Here is an 18,859-nt window from a genome sequence, read left to right as displayed (position 1 = left end):
ACAACGGCTTTTGATGTCTTCTCAGGCGGAAGGCGGTTCTTCAAATAAATCCATATCAAACAAATCCGGTTCCTGCACGCGCATACCGCAGTCCACCTCCACCGCTTCGGTTACGCGGCAGCAGCACGGCAGGATTTCGCCCGGCGCGACAAACGCCAGCGGAAAGTTATCGTATTCCACCCTGCCCGACACAATTTTCATGCGGCAAGAGCCGCAATAACCGCTGCGGCATTGGTATTCTACCTCGTGGCCGGTACGTTCCAGCCCCTCCAGCAGGGTTTCGTCCTGCCGCAGCTCGAAACTCTTATCGCGTGTGGTAATTAAAACCATAAAAAAATCCGCTTGTGTGTGATCTGTTTACCGTATTGTTTTCAGACGGCCTTTAATGAATGAACCGGAAAAAAGGTTTCAGGCCGCCTGAACATCCACGGCACAATCCGCAGGTTTTCAGACGGCCTGTTTGTTGTGGTGGAGGTTAAAGCTCGAAATCGCCCAAATCGTCGGCATTCACTTCGGCATCAATCTGCCCGATCAGGTACGACGAAATTTCCACTTCCTGCGGCGCCACCTGCACGTTGTCGGACGACAGCCACGCGTTAATCCACGGAATCGGGTTTTGGGTGGCATTTTCAAACGCCGGTTTCAAACCCACCGCCTGCATACGAAGATTAGTAATATAATCAACGTATTGGCTGAGAATTTCTTTGTTCAGGCCGATCATTGAGCCGTCTTTAAACAGGTATTGGGCCCATTCTTTCTCTTGTAAGGCGGCTTTTTTAAACAGCTCGAAACATTCCTGCTCCAGCTCGGCGGCGATTTCCGCCATCTCCGCATCGTCCGCGCCGCTGCGCATCAGGTTCAGCATATGCTGTGTGCCGGTAAGGTGCAGGGCTTCGTCGCGCGCAATCAGTTTGATGATTTTGGCGTTGCCCTCCATCAGCTCGCGCTCGGCAAAAGCGAACGAGCAGGCAAACGACACATAAAAGCGGATGGCCTCCAGCACGTTGACGCACATCAGGCACAGATACAATTTTTTCTTCAATTCGCGCAGGCTCACGCGCACGGTTTTGCCGTCAAAACGGTGCTCTCCTTCGCCGAACAGGTTGTAATACTGCGTGTATTCGATCAAATCATCGTAGTAACAGGCGATATCTTCGGCACGGGCGATGATGTATTCGTTATCGACGATATCGTCGAACACCACCGACGGGTCGTTAACGATATTGCGGATAATGTGGGTATAGCTGCGCGAGTGGATGGTTTCAGAAAAGCTCCAGGTTTCAATCCACGTTTCCAGTTCGGGAATCGACACCAACGGCAACAGCGCCACATTGGGGCTGCGACCCTGAATCGAATCGAGCAGGGTTTGATATTTCAAGTTGCTGATAAAAATATGCTTTTCATGCTCGGGCAGGTTTTGGTAATCGATACGGTCGCGCGACACGTCGATTTCTTCCGGCCGCCAGAAAAACGACAGTTGCTTTTCAATCAGCTTTTCAAAAATTTCATATTTCTGCTGGTCATAACGCGCCACATTCACCGGCTTGCCGAAAAACATCGGCTCGGTTAAGGCGTTGTTTTTTTCTTTGCTGAATGTGCTGTATGACATGACTAGATGTTCGCAGGACATGGATGATTCTTCTCTGTTGATCTGATTTAATTTTTAAGACAATGCAATACCGGCTTCAGACGGCCTCATAGAAGATGAGATAGATAGGCCGTCTGAAAACGTTTCGTTTAAATCTTACACGCTCCCCCCGCACAGCCGTCGTCTTGGATATCGGTCTGCGTATCGTCGGCACCGTCGCGGGTGTTGTGGTAATACAGGGTTTTCAGGCCGAATTTGTAGGCGGTGAGCAGGTCTTTCAAAAGCTGCTTCATCGGCACGCGGCCGCCTTCGAAGCGTTGCGGGTCGTAGCTGGTATTGGCGGAAATGGCCTGATCGACGAATTTCTGCATCACGCCCACGAGTTTCAGGTAGCCGTCGTTGGAAGGCATCTGCCACAACAGTTCGTATTGGTTTTTCAGGCGCTCGAATTCGGGCACCACCTGTTTCAAAATGCCGTCTTTCGAGGCTTTTACCGAAACCAGTCCGCGCGGCGGCTCGATGCCGTTGGTGGCGTTGGCGATTTGCGAGCTGGTTTCAGACGGCATCAGTGCGGTTAGGGTGGAATTGCGCAGGCCGTGCTTGACGATGTCGGCACGCAAGCCTTCCCAATCGAGGTGCAGCGGCTCTTGGCAGATGGTATCCAAATCTTTTTTATAGGTGTCGACGGGCAGTTTGCCTTGTGCGTAGGTGGTTTCGTTAAACGCCGGGCAGGCGCCGAATTCTTGGGCGAGTTGCACCGAGGCTTTAAGCAGGTAATACTGAATCGCTTCAAAAGTGCGGTGGGTTAAGGCGATGGCGGAATCGTCGCTGTATTTCACGCCGTTTTTGGCCAGATAATAGGCATAGTTAATCACGCCGATGCCGAGGGTGCGGCGGTTCATGGTGGCGTGATAAGCGGCTTTAACGGGATAGTCTTGGTAATCGAGCAAGGCATCCAGCGCGCGCACGGCCAAATCGGCCAAGCCTTCGAGTTCGTCCAAGCTTTCCAGTGCGCCGAGGTTGAAGGCCGACAGGGTGCACAGGGCGATTTCGCCGTTTTCGTCGTTGATGTCGTTTAACGGCTTGGTCGGCAGCGCGATTTCCAAACACAGGTTGGACTGGCGCACCGGCGCCACTTTCGGATTGAACGGGCTGTGAGTGTTGCAGTGGTCGACGTTTTGGATGTAGATGCGGCCGGTGCCGGCGCGTTCCTGCATTAACAGCGAAAACAGCTCGGTGGCGGGCACCACACGCTTGCGGACGGCAGGGTCTTGCTCGTATTGGGTGTAAAGGCGCTCGAATTCATCTTGGTCGGCGAAAAAGGCGTCATACAGGCCGGGCACTTCGTGCGGTGAAAACAGGGCGATGTCGCCGCCTTTAATCAGGCGGGTATAGAGCAGGCGGTTAATCTGCACGCCGTAATCAAGATGGCGTACGCGGTTGTCTTCCACACCGCGGTTGTTTTTCAGCACCAGCAGGCTTTCCACTTCGATGTGCCACAAGGGGTAAAACAAGGTGGCCGCACCGCCGCGCACGCCGCCTTGCGAGCAGGATTTAACGGCGGCTTGGAACATTTTGAAGAACGGGATGCAGCCGGTGTGCTGCGCTTCGCCGCCGCGGATTTCGCTGCCCAAACCGCGGATGCGGCCGGCGTTGATGCCGATGCCCGCGCGTTGGGAAACGTATTTCACAATGGCGCTGGTGGTGGCGTTGATGGAATCGAGGCTGTCGTCGCACTCGATCAACACGCAGCTCGAAAATTGGCGCGTGGGCGTGCGCACGCCGCTCATAATCGGCGTGGGTAGGGAAATTTTGAAGGTGGAAACGGCATCGTAAAAGCGTTTCACATAATCGAGGCGGGTGGCTTTCGGGTATTTGGCAAACAGGCACATCGCCACCAATACATACAGAAACTGCGGGGTTTCGTAGATTTGGCGGGTAACGCGGTTTTGCACCAGATATTTGCCTTCGAGCTGTTTGACCGCGCCGTAGGAAAAGGCCATATCGCGGTTGTGGTCGATATAGGCATTCAGTTCGTCGAACTCTTCGCGGCTGTAATCGGCCAGCAGGTGGCGGTCGTATTTGCCCGCTTCGGTGAGCTTGGCAACATGGTCGTAAAGGTGGGGCGGCTCGAACTGGCCGTAGGCGATTTTGCGCAGGTGGAAAACCGCCAGGCGGGCGGCCAGGTATTGGTAATCGGGTGTTTCCTGAGAAATCAGGTCGGCCGCTGCCTTGATGATGGTTTCGTGGATGTCGTCGGTGCGGATGCCGTTGTAAAACTGGATATGCGATTTCAGCTCCACCTGCGATACGGAAACATTGTTCAACCCTTCCGCCGCCCAGTTGATCACGCGGTGGATTTTATACAGGTCTATTTCTTCCAAACGCCCGTCGCGCTTGGTTACTTTCAGGTCGGTTGGTGCATTCATCGGCTTATCCTAAAATCGGGAAAAACACAAGATACGGTAGTATTTTGTTTGAGTTGACACAATATACAGTATTTCAAAAAACATTGCCAGTCTTGACAAGCTGCCTGTAATGCAGTTCTGTATTTCCTTCTGACCGCACATGTTGCAAACCAATCCGTTTGTCGGTTTATGTTTGAAGTTTCTAAAAAACGGTTGCTTCTGTTTTGTAAATAGGTGTTAATTTATACGCTATACAGTATCGCGTTGCATTTGCAAACCAATTCTGAGGCCGTCTGAAAAACTGCACAGGCATTTTTCAGACGGCCTCCCATATTGTTTTACATCATAACAACGGACTCATCAGACGCACGGTGTTTTCTACCAGCCCCCACCATCTGGCGCGCTGCTGCCAGCCCTTTATGCTTACATAACGGCTGTTGTTCAGATATTGCTGCTGCAAATCAATCACTTGGCCGGTGATGGTTTTATCGTAAACCGCCAGGCTGATTTCAAGGTTCAGAAAGAAGCTGCGCATATCCATATTCACCGTGCCGAATAGTGTATAGCCTTCGTCGATGGTCATGGTTTTGGCGTGTAGCAGCCCGCCTTCAAACAGGGCGATTTTCACCCCCGCTTTCAGCAACATGGGGTAATAGGCGCGTGATGCGTAGCGCACCATCAGCGAATCTACTTTGGCCGGCAATATCAGGGTAACGTCTACTCCGCGCTTGGCGGCGGTGGTGAGCGCCATCAGCAGCGGATCATCAGGTACGAAATACGGAGTGGTAATGATGATTTTGCGGGTGGCGGAATAAATTGCGCTGATAATGGTTTCATAAATTACCCGCTCACCCTGATCGGGCGCCGACGGTATCACTTGGGCGGCAATGCTGCCTGCACGCATTTTGTCGGGCAGCATGGCGGGAATAATCTCGCTATAACCGCTCAGATATTGCTGCACGCCGGCCAGATTGTCATCGTTTTCTACCGCCAAATCGGCATAAAATACGGCTGTCATTTCCAACACCATCGGGCCGGTGCAGCGCATCATCACGTCCACCCATTCGCCCACGCCCGAGCTTTGTTTGAAAAAGCGCGGATCAACCAAGTTATAGCTGCCGGTGTAGCCGATTTTTTTATCGACAATCAAAATCTTGCGGTGGTTACGCAAATCGCTGCGGGTAAACAGCGTGCGCATCGGCCCCACCGGCAGTGCGGCGTGCACTTCGATGCCGGCCGCACGCAGTTTTTCTACCCAGCCGCTGTTGAAAAATCCGTGGCTGCCCACCGCATCGGCCAACACCGCGCAATCCACCCCGCGTTCCGCCGCTTCGATTACCGTGTTGAGCAGCGTTTCGATTCTGCCCTGCGGGTCGATGATATAAAACGCCAACAGGCACGACTGTTCGGCCGCGCGGATATCGGCCGACATGGCATCAACGATTTCGTCGGTGGTGGAAAGCAGCGTCATGGCGTTGTTGCGGGTGGCGCCCAAACCGGTGGCATCTGCTGCCACTTTGGCAATGCCCCGGTAACGCGGGCGGATTTCGTTGGTAACGTCCAAGTCGATATCGGCCAGATATCGCTCGGCAAACTCGCCGTAGAAGCGGTTCATTTCGGCAACCCGCTTAGCCCGCGCCAAACCTAAGCGCGGCTCACCCAGCATCAGATAGGCAATCACACCGAACAGCGGAAACATAAACAGGATAATCAGCCATGCAAACGCCGTGCCGGTGTTGCGCTGCTTATAAAGCACCCGCACCACGCAGGCCAGTGCGGCGGCGGTGTGCAGGTAGAGCAGAATCTGCCCCCAGGGAATTTGAATATTATTCATTGATTAATCATTATGGGTTGCGGTGATGGTTTCAGACGGCCTGATGCCTGTTACACAGACCAAAAGGCCGTCTGAAAGTTTAGTATTTTTCAGACGGCCGCTTTATGCCAACAAATCTTATGCCACTTTAACCAACCAACCGTAACGGTCTTCGGCCAGGCCGTATTGGATGTCGGTAACGGCTTTGCGGATGGCGGTGCCGCGCTCTTGGCCGGCAACAGAGATTTCTTTACCGCCGATTACGAAAGAAGTAACCGGAGAAACCACCGCCGCCGTGCCGGTTAAAATAGCCTCCGCACCGTTTTCCACGGCTTCGCGTAACTCTTCTACGGTGAAGTTGCGCTCGCTGATTTGGTAGCCCATATCACGCGCCACTTTCAACACCGAATCACGGGTTACGCCGTGCAAAAATTCGCTGGTTAACGGTTTGGTGATGATTTCATCATCCTTAATCAAAGCAAAATTCGCCGCCGCTGTTTCCTGCACGTCGCCGTTCGGGCAAAACAGCACTTGGTGCGCACCGTACTCTTCGCGTGCTTTGGTTACCCACGGCAACGCCGAAGCATAGTTGCCGCCGCATTTCACACGGCCCATATGCGGGGCGCAGCGCATGTGTTCCGTTTCCACCAAAAGTTTCATCGGCGAACCGGCTTTGAAATAATCGCCCACCGGCGAGGCTAAAATATACAGAACGGCATTGTCTGAACCGGCGGCAGCCTTACCGATAACCGGATCAGTGCCTATCAAGGTCGGGCGCAAATACAACGAAGCGGGCGCATCGGGGATTTCGTCTGCGGCACGCGCCACCAACTCGATTAAAGCATCACGGAAAGCCTCGGTTTCCGGAACGGGCAGGCTCAACAATTCGGCACTCTGCTGCATACGGGCGATATTCGCATCGGGGCGGAACAATACAATACCGCCGTCTTGCCGGCGGAATGCCTTCAAACCCTCGAAACATTCGCTGCCGTAATGCAGGCAGTGCGCGCCCGGAGTCAGTTGCAAATTATCGGAAGGCTGCCAACGCACGCCCTGCCATGCGCCGTTTTCAAAAGCCAATACCGGCATATCTTTATGGAAAACACTGCCGAATACGGCGGGAACTTCTCTTGCCATGATATAAATACTTTCGGGTGGGTTGATAGTTATTGAGACCTTTGCCCCCTATCTGCGGCGCATTTCTGCGTTGTGTACTGCTCGCTCGCTTGCCTGTCTACTTGATATGTCTGCGCCCGCTGCGCTGCTACGCCTTGAACTGCATCCACATCCGGGAGCAAGGTCTCTTTTATGTGAAAAATGTAAAAAATACTCTTTGCCAGAGTGGTTGGCAAGTCCTGCAGACATGATATTGCCGGATATGCAGCAGAAAGAGACTGAACCGCTCCCATACTTGGGAAAACTAAGAATCTTTTCCAAACAGCCTTTTAACCGACGAAGCGGTTTTTTTGAGGCAAAAACCGCATATGCAAAGCAAAAAGCGCGGCAAGGTCGAACACCCCGGGTGTTTTGCCCAAAAACACCGCCGTTGCGTTAATTGTCAACAGACCCTAGGGTGCCAGTAGGGAGGAGGGGATTTCGCACACGGGAATCGGGTTGACTTTGTGCTGCATGGCTTGGTGCAGACGGATGTAGGTTTCGAGCACTTCACGTTGGCGGCCGGTGAAATCTTCGGGGGTGTTCCAGCCGTAAACTTCCATTGCCCATTCCAGCTCGGGATAGGTGGCACCTATCTGCTGTTCGTCGGTGCGGTCGGTGTCCCACAGGCCGTCGGTGGGCGGGGCGACTTGAATGGATTCCAGCACATTGAGTTCAGCAGCCAGCCGGTAAACCTGGGTTTTCAGCAAACCGGCTATCGGGCTGATGTCCACGCCGCCGTCGCCGTATTTGGTGAAAAAACCCACACCGAAATCTTCTACTTTGTTGCCGGTGCCGGTAACGAGCAGGCCGTTGATCTGACCGTAATAATAAAGCGTTACCATGCGCAGGCGCGAGCGGGCGTTGGCCAGGGCAAGCTGTTTGGCCGGGTAGTCGGTTTCGTTAACATCAACCGTGGCTGCAAAAGTGTCGAAAGTGGGAGTGAGATCTATGCTCATGCCCTGCACGTTGTCGGGAAAGCGTTTTTTCAAATCTTCAATATGTGCCTGCGCACGGGCGGTTTGATCGGCTTTTTGGCGGATGGGCATTTCAAGCAGCAGCGTAGGAAGGCCGGTGCGGGCGGCCAAAACAGATACCACGGCCGAGTCCACGCCGCCCGATACGCCGACGACAAAACCTTTGGCACCGGCAGAAGCGGCATAATCTTTGAGCCAGCCGACGATATGGCCGATTACGGCTTGGGTTTGCATAGTGTATCCTTTCGAGACAGGTTGGAAACGATAAATGTAATATGTCGTTATTTTAATCTTTGTTAAAGTAAAGATTGTGATAAATCCGCAGTATGCAGCCAGTATGATTATAAAGCTGCAGTTTGCCGATATGTTGAGACAGGCAGATATTGTATAAGTTTCAGACGGTACGGTTAATGTTTATTTTTGTTAATGCAAAATGGAATTTGCGGCTGTCTGAAAAAACACACGGTGCAGTTGGTTTTTTTACGGCTCCTCCTTGTAAAAAGCGTATTTGCCCCCCATGTTCGGCTACATTGGAGTGATTAATAAAATGAGTTTTAAATCATGAATTTAGCAGACCATTTCTTGGTGGCCATGCCTTCAATGGATGATCCGTTTTTCGAAGGCAGCGTGATTTATTTGTGCCGGCACGGAGAAGAGGGCGCGATGGGTATCGTAATCAACAAACCTTCGCCCGTTACCATGGATTTGATTTTTGCAGCAGCCGACAGCGCCATTCCGGAGCGCTTTCAAAACGAATGGGTGATGATGGGCGGCCCCGTTCAGATAGACCGCGGTTATGTGGTGCATACGCCGGTGGGCAGCTGGCAGAACAGCTTGGCGGTGAATGACAGGGTTGCGCTGACCACTTCGCGCGACATCATCGAAAACCTCGCCCGGCCGGGCGCGGTTGAAAAAGCCGTGGTCAGCATCGGTTATTCGAGCTGGGAAGCCGGGCAGCTCGAGCGCGAGCTTTCGGAAAATGCATGGCTGACCGTGCCTGCCGACACGCATATTCTGTTTGATTTGCCGTATGGCGACCGTTATGAAGCGGCACTTGCCAAAATCGGCGTCAGCCCCGGCATGATGATGAGCGGAGCCGGCCATGCTTGATGCACCGAGCGGCACCACGCTGGCATTTGATTTCGGCGAGGCGCGTATCGGCGTGGCCGAAGGCGATGCCGAAGTGGGCACGGCGCATCCGATTGCTACGGTAACGGGTGAGGGTAACGATGCCAAATTTGACGCCATCGCCAAGCTGGTGTGTGAATGGCAGCCCCAGCAGCTGGTGGTCGGCCTGCCCGTTCATGCCGACGGCAGCGAGCACGAGCTGACCCGTCTGAGCCGCAAGTTCGGCCGCCGCCTGCACGGGCGTTTCAAGCTGCCTGTGTATTGGGTGGACGAGCGGATGTCGTCGCTATATGCCGAAAGCCTGCTGGCCGAAGCGCAAGTGTTCGGCAGAAAACAGAAAGCCGTGCTCGATCAAGTGGCCGCGCAGGCGATTTTGCAGGGTTTTTTCGAGGGCGGCGCGGTGGAGTTTTTCAACGGCAGGGAATTAACCGCATCAAAACCGGCTAGGGCCGTCTGAACCGTTTCAGACGGCCTTGTTTGTTTTGCCTGAAACCGTAACAACGGCGGTATTTTTGGACGAAATACCTTCCCTGAGGCGTTAGGTAGCGTAGCGGACTTGCGAAGCTAAAATGCTTGCTGTGCTTTTGCCTCAAAAAAACCGCTTCGCCGGCCAATTGTCAACAGACCTCGGGAAGAGTTGCCGGTGCAGATTACCTACACCTGCACGCACTTGCGGAGGAAAACATCTGCCCGCTAAAATACGCAATTTGATTCTGTATAACGAAAGAGCACACTTATGGCTTTAATGGATTCTTTACTCAAAGCGGCCGTATCGGCCGTAGGCGCCGGTAACGGCCAGCAAAACACCGCCGTTCAGATGGCGCTGGACTTGGTGCAGCAAAGCGGCGGCATGGGCAACCTGATTAACCAACTGCAACAGGGCGGTTTGGGCGGTGCGTTGGAAAGCTGGATTTCCACCGGCGGCAACCAAAGCGTGTCGGGCAGCGATTTGCAGTCTGCACTGGGCAGCGGCATGATCGAGCAAGTGGCGGCCAAGTTCGGCATGGACGGACGGCAGGCCGGCGATTTGCTGGCGCAATACCTGCCCAATCTGGTGGACAGCGCCACGCCCAACGGTTCGGCTCAAGACGCCGACAGCTTCGGGTTGGACGATATTGCGTCGCTGGTGCTGAAAAACCTGGTGAAATAAACAGCCTGACATAGGGATAACAGAGGCCGTCTGTTTTCAGACGGCCTGATTGTTTTTGCCGTTTCTTACCGATAAAAATACATTAAAAAACACTCATCAGAAAGAACTACGTTTCATGCCTCAAAACGATACTTCGCGCTGGCTCAGCGTGTTTGCGCTGGCGTTCGGCGCGTTTATTTTCAACACCACCGAGTTTATTCCGATCGCCTTGTTAAGCGATATCGGCCGCAGCTTCGCCGTGTCGCCCACCGAAGCGGGCATTATGATTACGGTGTATGCCTGGGTGGTGGCTTTGTTGTCGCTGCCGCTGATGCTGCTCACCCGCAATATGGAACGGCGCACGCTGCTGCTGGCGTTGTTCGGACTGTTTGCCGCCGGTCATGTGCTGTCGTATTTTGCTTGGAATTTTCCGGTGTTGCTGGCCGGCCGCATCGGCATTGCGCTCACCCATGCGGTTTTTTGGTCGATAACGGCGGCTTTGGCGGTGCGGATTGCGCCGCAGGGCAAAGGCAATCAGGCTTTGAGTTTTCTCAGCATGGGCACGGTGTTGGCGATGGTGCTGGGGATTCCGCTCGGGCGCGTTATCGGCAACGCCTACGGCTGGCGGTTGAGCTTTTTGCTGATCGGCACGGTGGCGGTGCTGACCGCTGCCGTGCTGGCGAAAAACCTGCCCAAACTGCCGAGCGTGAACAGCGGCTCGCCCGCCAGTTTGCCGCTGCTGCTCAAGCGCGGCGGTTTGTTGCAGCTTTATGCGTTTACCGTGCTGATGATTACCGCGCATTTCACCGCATACAGCTATATCGAGCCGTTTGTGTTGCAGGTGGGCGGATTTGCGCCCGATCAGGTAACGGTGTTACTGGTGTTATACGGCGTGGCGGGTTTTATCGGCTCGTTTTTGTTCGGCAAATGGTTTGCCAAACACAGTAAGGTGTTTTTCTTAAGCTGCTGTGCGGTGATGGCGGCGGCGATGCTGCTGCTGTATCCGCTTTCCGGTTCGCCGGTTGCGGTGTATGTGTTGTGTTTTTTATGGGGAACGGGTATTTCCGCACTCGGTTTGGCGATGGTGTCGCGGGTTTTGCATTTCGCTTCCGATGCCACCGATGTGGCCACTTCGATTTATTCGGCGCTGTTTAATGTGGGCATCGGCGGCGGCGCGCTGTTCGGCCGTTATGCGGAAGGCTGGTTCGGCATGAAATATATCGGCTTCACCGGCGCGGCGCTGGCGGCGGCGGCTTTGCTGCTGGCGCACTTTCTGGCTAACCGCCGTGATTTTGCGGAATAAAACGCTCAAACAAACAGGCCGTCTGAAATTTTTCAAACTGGCCCCCGAAAGTTGGACACCCTCCAACTTAGAAAGGTGCAGTTTTCTTATGTTCAAAAATAAGTGGCTTAAATTTAAAACAGTACAGCGTTGCTGCACCTTAGCTCAAAGAGAACGGCTTTGTAAGCTGCTGAAGCGGCAACAGAACCGTGTACTGTCTTACGCCTTAGGATGTATACGTACTTGATTTTTTGCAGGAATCCGTGTCCGATGCAGGCCGTTTGTCTGGTTTACGTTTCTGTTTTCAGGCCGAAGTGCAGGTAGCTGCGTTCGGTGGCCACGCGCCCGCGCGGGGTGCGTTGCAGAAAGCCCTGCTGGATCAGATAGGGTTCGATAACGTCTTCGATGGTGTCGGTGGATTCGCCGATGGCGGCGGCGATGTTTTCCAGCCCCACGGGGCCGCCGCCGAATTTGCCGATAACGGCCTCGAGAAATTTTCTGTCCATCACGTCTAGGCCTTCCGAATCCACGTCGAGCATACCCAAAGCCGCGTCGGCGGTAGCCGCGTCGATCAGGCCGCCGTTTTTCACTTCGGCATAATCGCGCACGCGCCGCAGCAGGCGGTTGGCGATGCGCGGCGTGCCCCTGCTGCGGCGGGCAACTTCCAGTGCGCCTTCTTCGCCCATATTCAGTTGCAGAAGCTGGGCGGAGCGGGTAACGATGGTGGCCAGGTCGGGCGTTTCGTAAAATTCCAGCCGCGACACGATGCCGAAGCGGTCGCGCAGCGGGTTGGTGAGCATACCGGCGCGGGTGGTGGCGCCCACCAGCGTAAACGGCGGCAGGTCGATTTTAACCGATCGGGCGGCGGGGCCTTCGCCTATCATGATGTCGAGCTGGTAGTCTTCCAGAGCGGGGTAGAGGATTTCTTCCACCACGGGGCTTAAGCGGTGGATTTCGTCGATAAACAACACGTCGTGCGGTTCGAGGTTGGTGAGCAGCGCAGCCAAGTCGCCGGCACGTTCGAGCACGGGGCCGCTGGTTTGGCGCAGATTCACGCCCAGTTCTTTGGCGATGATGTGCGCCAGCGTGGTTTTGCCCAGCCCCGGCGGGCCGAACAATAAGGTGTGGTCGAGCGCTTCGCCGCGCTTTTTGGCCGCTGCGATGAAAATCGCCAGCTGCTCTTTGGCTTTGGGTTGGCCGATGTAGTCGGCCAGCGTTTTCGGGCGCAGGGCGCGTTCGAGCAGCTCTTCTTGTGCGGAGATGCTTTGTGCGGTGATGATGCGCTGCGGTTGGGCGGCGGAAAGGTTGTCGGTTTGCAGCATAATTGTTTGTGTGTTGTGTGGAGGCCGTCTGAAAGCGATTCGCTATAGTTTTCAGACGGCCTTTGGGTTTGTTTGGCAGCTTACGCGGCGGCGCGCTGCCGCCAAATCAGATAATCCCGCAGCGGCGGCATGGGCGGGTTGATGCAGTGGGGGCAGACGCCGGTGATGTCTTCGTCGTCGCTTTCGATATGCAGCGCGTTAGGGTCGAAACGTGCCTGCTGCATTACCGCCTGCACCAAAGCCTGCGCCTGCACCACGTCAAACTCGAAACCGTTGAGGATTTCACGCAGCAGTTCGTGTTCTGCGGCGCTGAAGTGGCGGCTGTTGTCGCTGATCAGGCGGATATAGTCGCCGTTGCTGATTTTGCTGTGCAGTAAATCGGTGTGGTTGTTCATGGTGTCGGGTGTTTTCAAAAGGCCGTCTGAAATATAACGGCAGGTTGGGATTATAGCCGAAATTTAAATGCTTACGGCGTCGGCGTGCGCCCATGCATCTTTTATCTGCCTGAAAATTCGCGTATTCTGAACTTTTTTATCCTATCGGAAAGATTATGGACGCTTTAAACCGTTTCAGCCGCTTTGTCGGCCAAACTTTCGCTTTGTGGGCAGGCCTGTTTGCAGGCATTGCTTTTGCCGCGCCGGAAGCCTTCAAATGGGTGTTGCCGCATATTCCACTGCTGTTGGGCATGGTGATGTTCGGTATGGGGCTGACGCTCTCGCCCGCTGATTTTAAAATTCTCGGACGTCATCCGAAGGCCGTGTTGGTGGGCGTGGTGGCGCAGTTTGTGATTATGCCGCTCACCGCCTATGCGCTGGCGGTAGGTTTCAACCTGCCGCCCGAAATCGCCGTTGGCGTGATTTTGGTGGGTGCCTGCCCGGGTGGCACGGCTTCCAACGTGATTACTTATCTGGCGCGCGGCAATGTGGCGCTTTCGGTGGCGGTAACGTCTGTGAGCACGTTGCTGGCGCCCGTGCTCACACCGGCGGTTTTCTACCTGCTGGCCAACCGGTGGCTGGATATTTCTGCAGGAGCGATGTTCGGTTCGGTTGCCAAAATGGTGCTGCTGCCGGTTGTGTTGGGCGTGGCCGCTCATTTGCTGTTCAGAAAGCAGACCGAAGCGGCTGCGGGTGTGCTGCCGCTGGTGTCGGTAGCGGCAATCGTGCTGATTATTGGCGCGGTGGTGGGGGCGGGTAAACCGGGAATCCTTGAGAACGGACTGTTGATTTTTGGGGTGGTGGTTCTGCATAACGGCATCGGCTATCTGCTCGGCTTCTTGGCTGCCAAACTGTGCAAACTGCCCCCGGATGCGCAAAAAACGCTGGCTATCGAAGTGGGTATGCAGAATTCCGGTTTGGGTGCGGCGCTGGCATCAGCCTATTTCACGCCGTTGGCCGCTGTGCCCGGTGCGATATTCAGTGTGTGGCACAATATTTCCGGCTCGTTATTGGCTTCTTATTGGGCTGCCAAAGCAGAAAGGGAGCGGAAAAGCCGAGAAGAAAGCCGGGGATGATGTTTCGATAATAACCAAAATTCGAACCCTGTTATCTCTATGGAGGCAGGAATAACGGGGAGGTGTATTGTTTGCAGGCTGCCGGGCAGACATCGTGTTAGAAATTATTGAAAAAGATAAAAGAGGTTCCTGCGGCAATTTTTGCCGACGTAAAAAAATCAGGTTTTCCGGGGAAGGGAAAACCTGAGGGGTTGTTGTTGCGGCCTTTGCGGCTGTAGGAGCCTCTGCCTTTTTTGTTTTTGAACGCCTTGTGGCGGAAGAGGTTAGATTTTACCAGGGCTTTCAGTACATTATTCTGAATATTGCCTTTGTTGATTTCGGTTTTGCGTTTGCTCATTTTTGTTTCGCTATATGTTTTCAGACGGCTCACATTTTAGCATATAGGCCGTCTGAAAACATATAAAGTTATGTTTGAAAAGCGCATGTTGTAAAACGTCGGATCATGTTTAAAAACGCCGTTTCAATTGGCAGGACTGCATAATGTTTACGGCCAGCTCTTCCACTGATTTATCGGTGGTGTTGGTAAACGGAATGCCGTGGGCGCGGAACATGGCTTGCGCGTCGGAAACTTCGCGGCGGCAGGTGTTCAGCTGCGAATAGGTAGAGTCGGGACGGCGCTCGTGGCGGATAGCTTGCAGGCGTTCGGGCAGAATGGTGAGGCCGTAGAGCTTGTGTTTGTAGGGTTTGACCATGCGCGGCAGGTCGCTGCTTTCCAAATCGTCGGGCGTGAGCGGATAGTTGGCGGCACGGATACCGTATTGCAGCGCAAGATACAGGCAGGTGGGGGTTTTGCCCGAACGCGAAACGCCCATCAGAATTACATCGGCGTCTTTCAAATCTTTGCCGCTGATACCGTCGTCGTGGTTGAGCGAAAAATTCACCGCCTCCATGCGCGCATCGTAGCGCTGCGTATCGCCGATACCGTGGGTGCGGCCCACCGAATGGCGTGCGGTCAGGCCCAACTCGCGCTCGATGATGCCGAGAAACGCATCAAAAAAGCTCAAATGCAGCCCGTCGCAATTTTTGATGATGCTGCGGATTTCATCGTTGATGATGCTGGTGAACACCAGCGGGCGCAAACCGCTGTCGGCTGTGGCGGCATTGATAATCTGCACCATTGCGCGGGCTTTTTCGGGCGTGTCGACAAACGGATAGGTAGCACGTTTGAAATTCACGCCCTCAAACTGGTCGAGCAAAGCCTCGCCCATACTTTCCGATGTAATACCGGTGCGGTCTGAAATGAAAAAAGCAGAACGGCGGGCCATAAATTTCCTCTCAAAACTTTGAATATGTGCGGGCTACGGTGCAAAAAATACTTGCCATCATACTACACAATGCCTTGCTGACAAACTGTTGCGCCTTCTGAAAAACAGTTGCAACAGCTTCACTACATACAGCTACAGTAAATTTTCCGCGTTTTAAAATGCACATTTATTTTAATAAAATAATAATTTATTGAAATTTTATTCTAATTATCGAGAAGTTGAACGGTAGTCAGGCTTTGTTAACTTATTTCAAATTCTATGTTTAACAAGGGTTAACAAAAAAGCGAAAGCAGATTATCATATTGCTTCACACCACTACACGGTGCAATGTCGGCAATTTTTTCAGACGGCCACTGTGTTTTTCTGCATAAAAACACATGACACTGCCCGTCCGAGTGGTTAGAATACCCTGCGAATTCATTTCTTTCTAACTTGTTTAATGGACTGAAAACATGGCTGCAAATTACGTGATTTGGTTTGAAAACCTGCGCATGACCGATGTAGAAAGCGTAGGCGGTAAAAATGCCTCTTTGGGCGAAATGATTAGCCAGCTTACCGAAAAAGGCGTGCGCGTGCCGGGCGGTTTCGCCACCACCGCCGAAGCCTACCGTGCTTTTCTGGCGCACAACGGCCTGAACGAACGTATTTCCGCGGCTTTGGCTGCTTTAGATGTGGAAGACGTTGCCGAACTTGCCCGCGTGGGCAAAGAAATCCGCCAGTGGATTTTAGACACGCCGTTCCCCGAAGAACTCGACGCAGCGGTTGAAGAAGCTTGGAACAAAATGACGGCAGATGCGGGCACCGACCAAATTTCGGTAGCGGTGCGCTCTTCCGCCACGGCAGAAGACCTGCCCGATGCTTCGTTTGCCGGCCAACAGGAAACTTTCCTGAATATCAACGGGTTGGAAAACGTTAAAGAAGCTATTCACCATGTATTTGCCTCTTTATATAACGACCGCGCCATTTCTTACCGCGTGCACAAAGGTTTCGCCCACGATATCGTGGCTTTGTCGGCGGGCGTGCAGCGCATGGTGCGCTCCGACAGCGGCGCGGCCGGCGTGATGTTTTCCATCGACACGGAATCCGGTTTTGAGGATGTAGTATTCGTTACTTCTTCATACGGACTGGGTGAAACAGTGGTGCAGGGAGCGGTCAACCCTGACGAATTTTATGTGCACAAACCCACGCTGAAAGCAGGCAAACCCGCCATTCTGCGCAAAACCATGGGCTCCAAACTGATTAAAATGACCTTCACCGAAGAGGCGCAGGCCGGAAAATCGGTGCAAGTGGTGGATGTGCCCGAAGCCGACCGCAAAGCCTTCTCGATTTCCGACGAAGAAATCACCGAATTGGCCAAATACGCACTGATTATCGAAGAACACTACGGCCGCCCGATGGACATCGAATGGGGTCGAGACGGCGTGGACGGCAGGCTCTATATTCTGCAAGCCCGCCCCGAAACCGTTAAATCGCAGGAAGACAGCGCCCGCAGCCTGCGCCGTTACAGCATCAGCGGCGACAAGAAAATTCTTTGCGAAGGCCGCGCCATCGGCCAGAAAGTGGGCCAAGGCAAAGTGCGCCTGGTGAAAGACATTTCGCAAATGGACAGCGTGCAGGCGGGCGACGTGCTCGTTACCGACATGACCGACCCTGATTGGGAGCCGGTGATGAAACGCGCTTCGGCCATCGTAACCAACCGCGGCGGCCGTACCTGCCACGCCGCCATTATCGCCCGCGAGCTGGGCATTCCCGCCGTTGTGGGCAGCGGCGACGCCACTTCGGTTCTTTCAGACGGCCAAGAAGTTACCGTATCCTGCGCCGAAGGCGATACCGGTTTTATTTACGAAGGCCTGCTGAATGTGGAAGTAACCGATATTGCTTTGGACAATATGCCCAAATCGCCGGTGAAAATTATGATGAACGTGGGCAACCCCGAGTTGGCGTTCAGCTTCTCCGGCCTGCCTAACGAAGGCATCGGCTTGGCGCGTATGGAATTCATCATCAACCGCCAAATCGGCATCCACCCCAAAGCGCTGCTCGAGTTCGACAGCCAAGATGCCGATCTGAAAGCCGAAATCAACGACCGCATTGCCGGTTATGCCTCGCCGGTGGCTTTCTATGTGGACAAAATCGCCGAGGGCGTGGCCACCTTGGCCGCATCGGTTTATCCGCGCAAAGTGATTGTGCGTATGTCCGACTTCAAATCCAACGAATACGCCAATCTGTTGGGCGGCAGCATCTACGAGCCGCACGAAGAAAACCCCATGCTCGGTTTCCGCGGTGCGGCGCGCTATGTTTCCGATGATTTCAAAGAGTGTTTTGCGTTGGAATGTCAGGCGCTCAAACGCGTGCGCGACGAAATGGGGCTGACCAATGTGGAAATCATGATTCCGTTCGTGCGTACGTTAAGCGAAGCCGAAGCGGTGATTAAAGCCTTGAAAGAAAACGGTTTGGAGCGCGGCAAAAACGGCCTGCGCCTGATTATGATGTGCGAACTGCCGAGCAACGCCCTCTTGGCCGAGCAGTTCCTGCAATATTTCGACGGCTTTTCCATCGGCTCCAACGACATGACCCAGCTTACTTTGGGCGTGGACCGCGACAGCGGCGGCCCGATTGCTGGCACGTTCGATGAGCGCAACCCCGCCGTGAAAGTGATGCTGCATCTGGCAATTTCCGCCTGCCGCAAGCACAACAAATACGTCGGCATCTGCGGCCAAGGCCCCTCCGATCATCCAGATTTTGCCAAATGGCTGGTAGAAGAAGGCATCGAAACCGTATCACTCAATCCCGATACCGTAATCGAAACTTGGCTTTATTTAGCCAAAGAGTTGAACAATAAGGCTCTTACATTCGCCTGACAAGTGCAACTTTCCATCAGCAGGAAAGGCCGGTATGTGGCAGCATACCGGCCTTTCTTGACAGAAAGATTGCAATATAGCCTGCACACAATTGATCTTGGTTCAACGATACTGCATTTCCAGACATTATCTCAACCTGCCACTCAGCCAAACCACAAAAAACGAGACCTTTGCAAAATCACCGAATGTAGGTGCAGTTCAAGGCGTAACAGCGCAGTGAGTGCAGATATCAAATACAAGGCTAAGCGAGCGGGCAGCGCACAATGCAGAAATGCGCCGCAGATGGGGGCAAAGGTCTCTCAAACTATCAGCAGTTACCCCGCCACCGTCTGCCACGAAATCAGGTGGGCTTTGTCAATGGAGGGAGTATATAGCCAATCAACTTAAAAACAAATACAATAAAAGTCATGGCATATTCAAAAGA

General features: G+C 53.8%; 16 protein-coding genes and 1 pseudogene. 6 read left to right on the top strand and 11 right to left on the bottom strand.

All coding sequences use genetic code 11. From position 1 onward, the window contains the following. Positions 1-21: 21 nt before the first annotated feature. The 6 genes from yfaE to nadE form a co-directional block, all read right to left on the bottom strand. A complete protein-coding gene (gene yfaE, locus Q3970_RS03055; protein ID WP_303099137.1) occupies positions 22-330 on the bottom strand; it encodes a class I ribonucleotide reductase maintenance protein YfaE in 309 nt (102 codons plus the stop codon). 145 nt (positions 331-475) lie between these two features. Beyond that, positions 476-1,609 (bottom strand): class Ia ribonucleoside-diphosphate reductase subunit beta, encoded by a 1,134-nt coding sequence (nrdB, locus tag Q3970_RS03050; protein ID WP_303099136.1) that lies wholly within the window; start codon positions 1,607-1,609, stop codon positions 476-478. 128 nt (positions 1,610-1,737) lie between these two features. Further along, positions 1,738-4,017, bottom strand: a complete 2,280-nt coding sequence (gene nrdA / locus Q3970_RS03045; protein WP_303099135.1) for a class 1a ribonucleoside-diphosphate reductase subunit alpha — start codon at positions 4,015-4,017, stop codon at positions 1,738-1,740. A gap of 322 nt (positions 4,018-4,339) precedes the next feature. Further along, positions 4,340-5,830, bottom strand: coding sequence for a cardiolipin synthase (gene cls / locus Q3970_RS03040; RefSeq protein ID WP_303099134.1), 1,491 nt, complete (start codon positions 5,828-5,830; stop codon positions 4,340-4,342). A gap of 117 nt (positions 5,831-5,947) precedes the next feature. Next, positions 5,948-6,946, bottom strand: coding sequence for a branched-chain-amino-acid transaminase (gene ilvE / locus Q3970_RS03035; RefSeq protein ID WP_303099133.1), 999 nt, complete (start codon positions 6,944-6,946; stop codon positions 5,948-5,950). 431 nt (positions 6,947-7,377) lie between these two features. Then, the gene (gene nadE, locus Q3970_RS03030; RefSeq protein ID WP_303099132.1) at positions 7,378-8,175 is read right to left on the bottom strand and encodes an NAD(+) synthase; all 798 of its coding nucleotides are present in this window, start codon (positions 8,173-8,175) and stop codon (positions 7,378-7,380) included. A 327-nt stretch (positions 8,176-8,502) separates the two neighbouring features. Here nadE and Q3970_RS03025 point away from each other — a divergent pair, with 327 nt between their 5' ends. The 4 genes from Q3970_RS03025 (at position 8,503) to Q3970_RS03010 (ending at position 11,501) form a co-directional block, all read left to right on the top strand. Then, positions 8,503-9,051 carry a YqgE/AlgH family protein gene (locus tag Q3970_RS03025; RefSeq protein ID WP_303099131.1) on the top strand — a complete coding sequence of 183 codons (549 nt, stop codon included), beginning with the start codon at positions 8,503-8,505 and terminating at the stop codon, positions 9,049-9,051. Beyond that, a complete protein-coding gene (gene ruvX, locus Q3970_RS03020; RefSeq protein ID WP_303099130.1) occupies positions 9,044-9,526 on the top strand; it encodes a Holliday junction resolvase RuvX in 483 nt (160 codons plus the stop codon). The genes Q3970_RS03025 and ruvX overlap by 8 nt, the downstream gene beginning before the upstream one ends. Before the next feature lie 279 nt (positions 9,527-9,805). Beyond that, entirely contained in the window at positions 9,806-10,219 is a 414-nt protein-coding gene (locus Q3970_RS03015; protein ID WP_303099129.1) for a YidB family protein, read from the top strand. A gap of 115 nt (positions 10,220-10,334) precedes the next feature. Further along, a complete protein-coding gene (locus tag Q3970_RS03010) occupies positions 10,335-11,501 on the top strand; it encodes a sugar transporter (protein ID WP_303099128.1) in 1,167 nt (388 codons plus the stop codon). A 269-nt stretch (positions 11,502-11,770) separates the two neighbouring features. Here Q3970_RS03010 and ruvB read toward each other — a convergent pair whose 3' ends face one another. Further along, a complete protein-coding gene (gene ruvB, locus Q3970_RS03005) occupies positions 11,771-12,802 on the bottom strand; it encodes a Holliday junction branch migration DNA helicase RuvB (RefSeq protein WP_303099127.1) in 1,032 nt (343 codons plus the stop codon). Positions 12,803-12,882: 80 nt separating this feature from the next. Next, positions 12,883-13,197, bottom strand: a complete 315-nt coding sequence (locus Q3970_RS03000; protein ID WP_303099216.1) for a hypothetical protein — start codon at positions 13,195-13,197, stop codon at positions 12,883-12,885. A gap of 155 nt (positions 13,198-13,352) precedes the next feature. On the opposite strand from Q3970_RS03000, the gene Q3970_RS02995 reads away from it, so the two are divergent. Next, positions 13,353-14,312, top strand: a complete 960-nt coding sequence (locus tag Q3970_RS02995) for a bile acid:sodium symporter family protein (protein WP_303099126.1) — start codon at positions 13,353-13,355, stop codon at positions 14,310-14,312. Between the two features lie 97 nt (positions 14,313-14,409). Here the strand turns inward: Q3970_RS02995 and arfA are convergent, their stop codons facing one another. Both arfA and Q3970_RS02985 read right to left on the bottom strand, forming a co-directional pair. Then, positions 14,410-14,649 carry an alternative ribosome rescue factor ArfA gene (gene arfA / locus Q3970_RS02990; RefSeq protein ID WP_303099125.1) on the bottom strand — a complete coding sequence of 80 codons (240 nt, stop codon included), beginning with the start codon at positions 14,647-14,649 and terminating at the stop codon, positions 14,410-14,412. Positions 14,650-14,758: 109 nt separating this feature from the next. Further along, positions 14,759-15,577, bottom strand: a complete 819-nt coding sequence (locus Q3970_RS02985) for a pyruvate, water dikinase regulatory protein (RefSeq protein ID WP_303099124.1) — start codon at positions 15,575-15,577, stop codon at positions 14,759-14,761. Between the two features lie 452 nt (positions 15,578-16,029). On the opposite strand from Q3970_RS02985, the gene ppsA reads away from it, so the two are divergent. Beyond that, a complete protein-coding gene (ppsA, locus tag Q3970_RS02980; RefSeq protein ID WP_303099123.1) occupies positions 16,030-18,435 on the top strand; it encodes a phosphoenolpyruvate synthase in 2,406 nt (801 codons plus the stop codon). A gap of 143 nt (positions 18,436-18,578) precedes the next feature. Here ppsA and Q3970_RS02975 read toward each other — a convergent pair. After that, positions 18,579-18,771 (bottom strand): annotated as a pseudogene (locus Q3970_RS02975) (lipoprotein signal peptidase). Between the last annotated feature and the right edge of the window lie 88 nt (positions 18,772-18,859).

This window comes from Neisseria sp. (assembly GCF_030530745.1).
Lineage (GTDB): Bacteria > Pseudomonadota > Gammaproteobacteria > Burkholderiales > Neisseriaceae > Neisseria.
The sequence above is the reverse complement of the archived record's forward strand: the minus strand, read 5'-3'. Positions and strand labels throughout refer to the sequence as shown.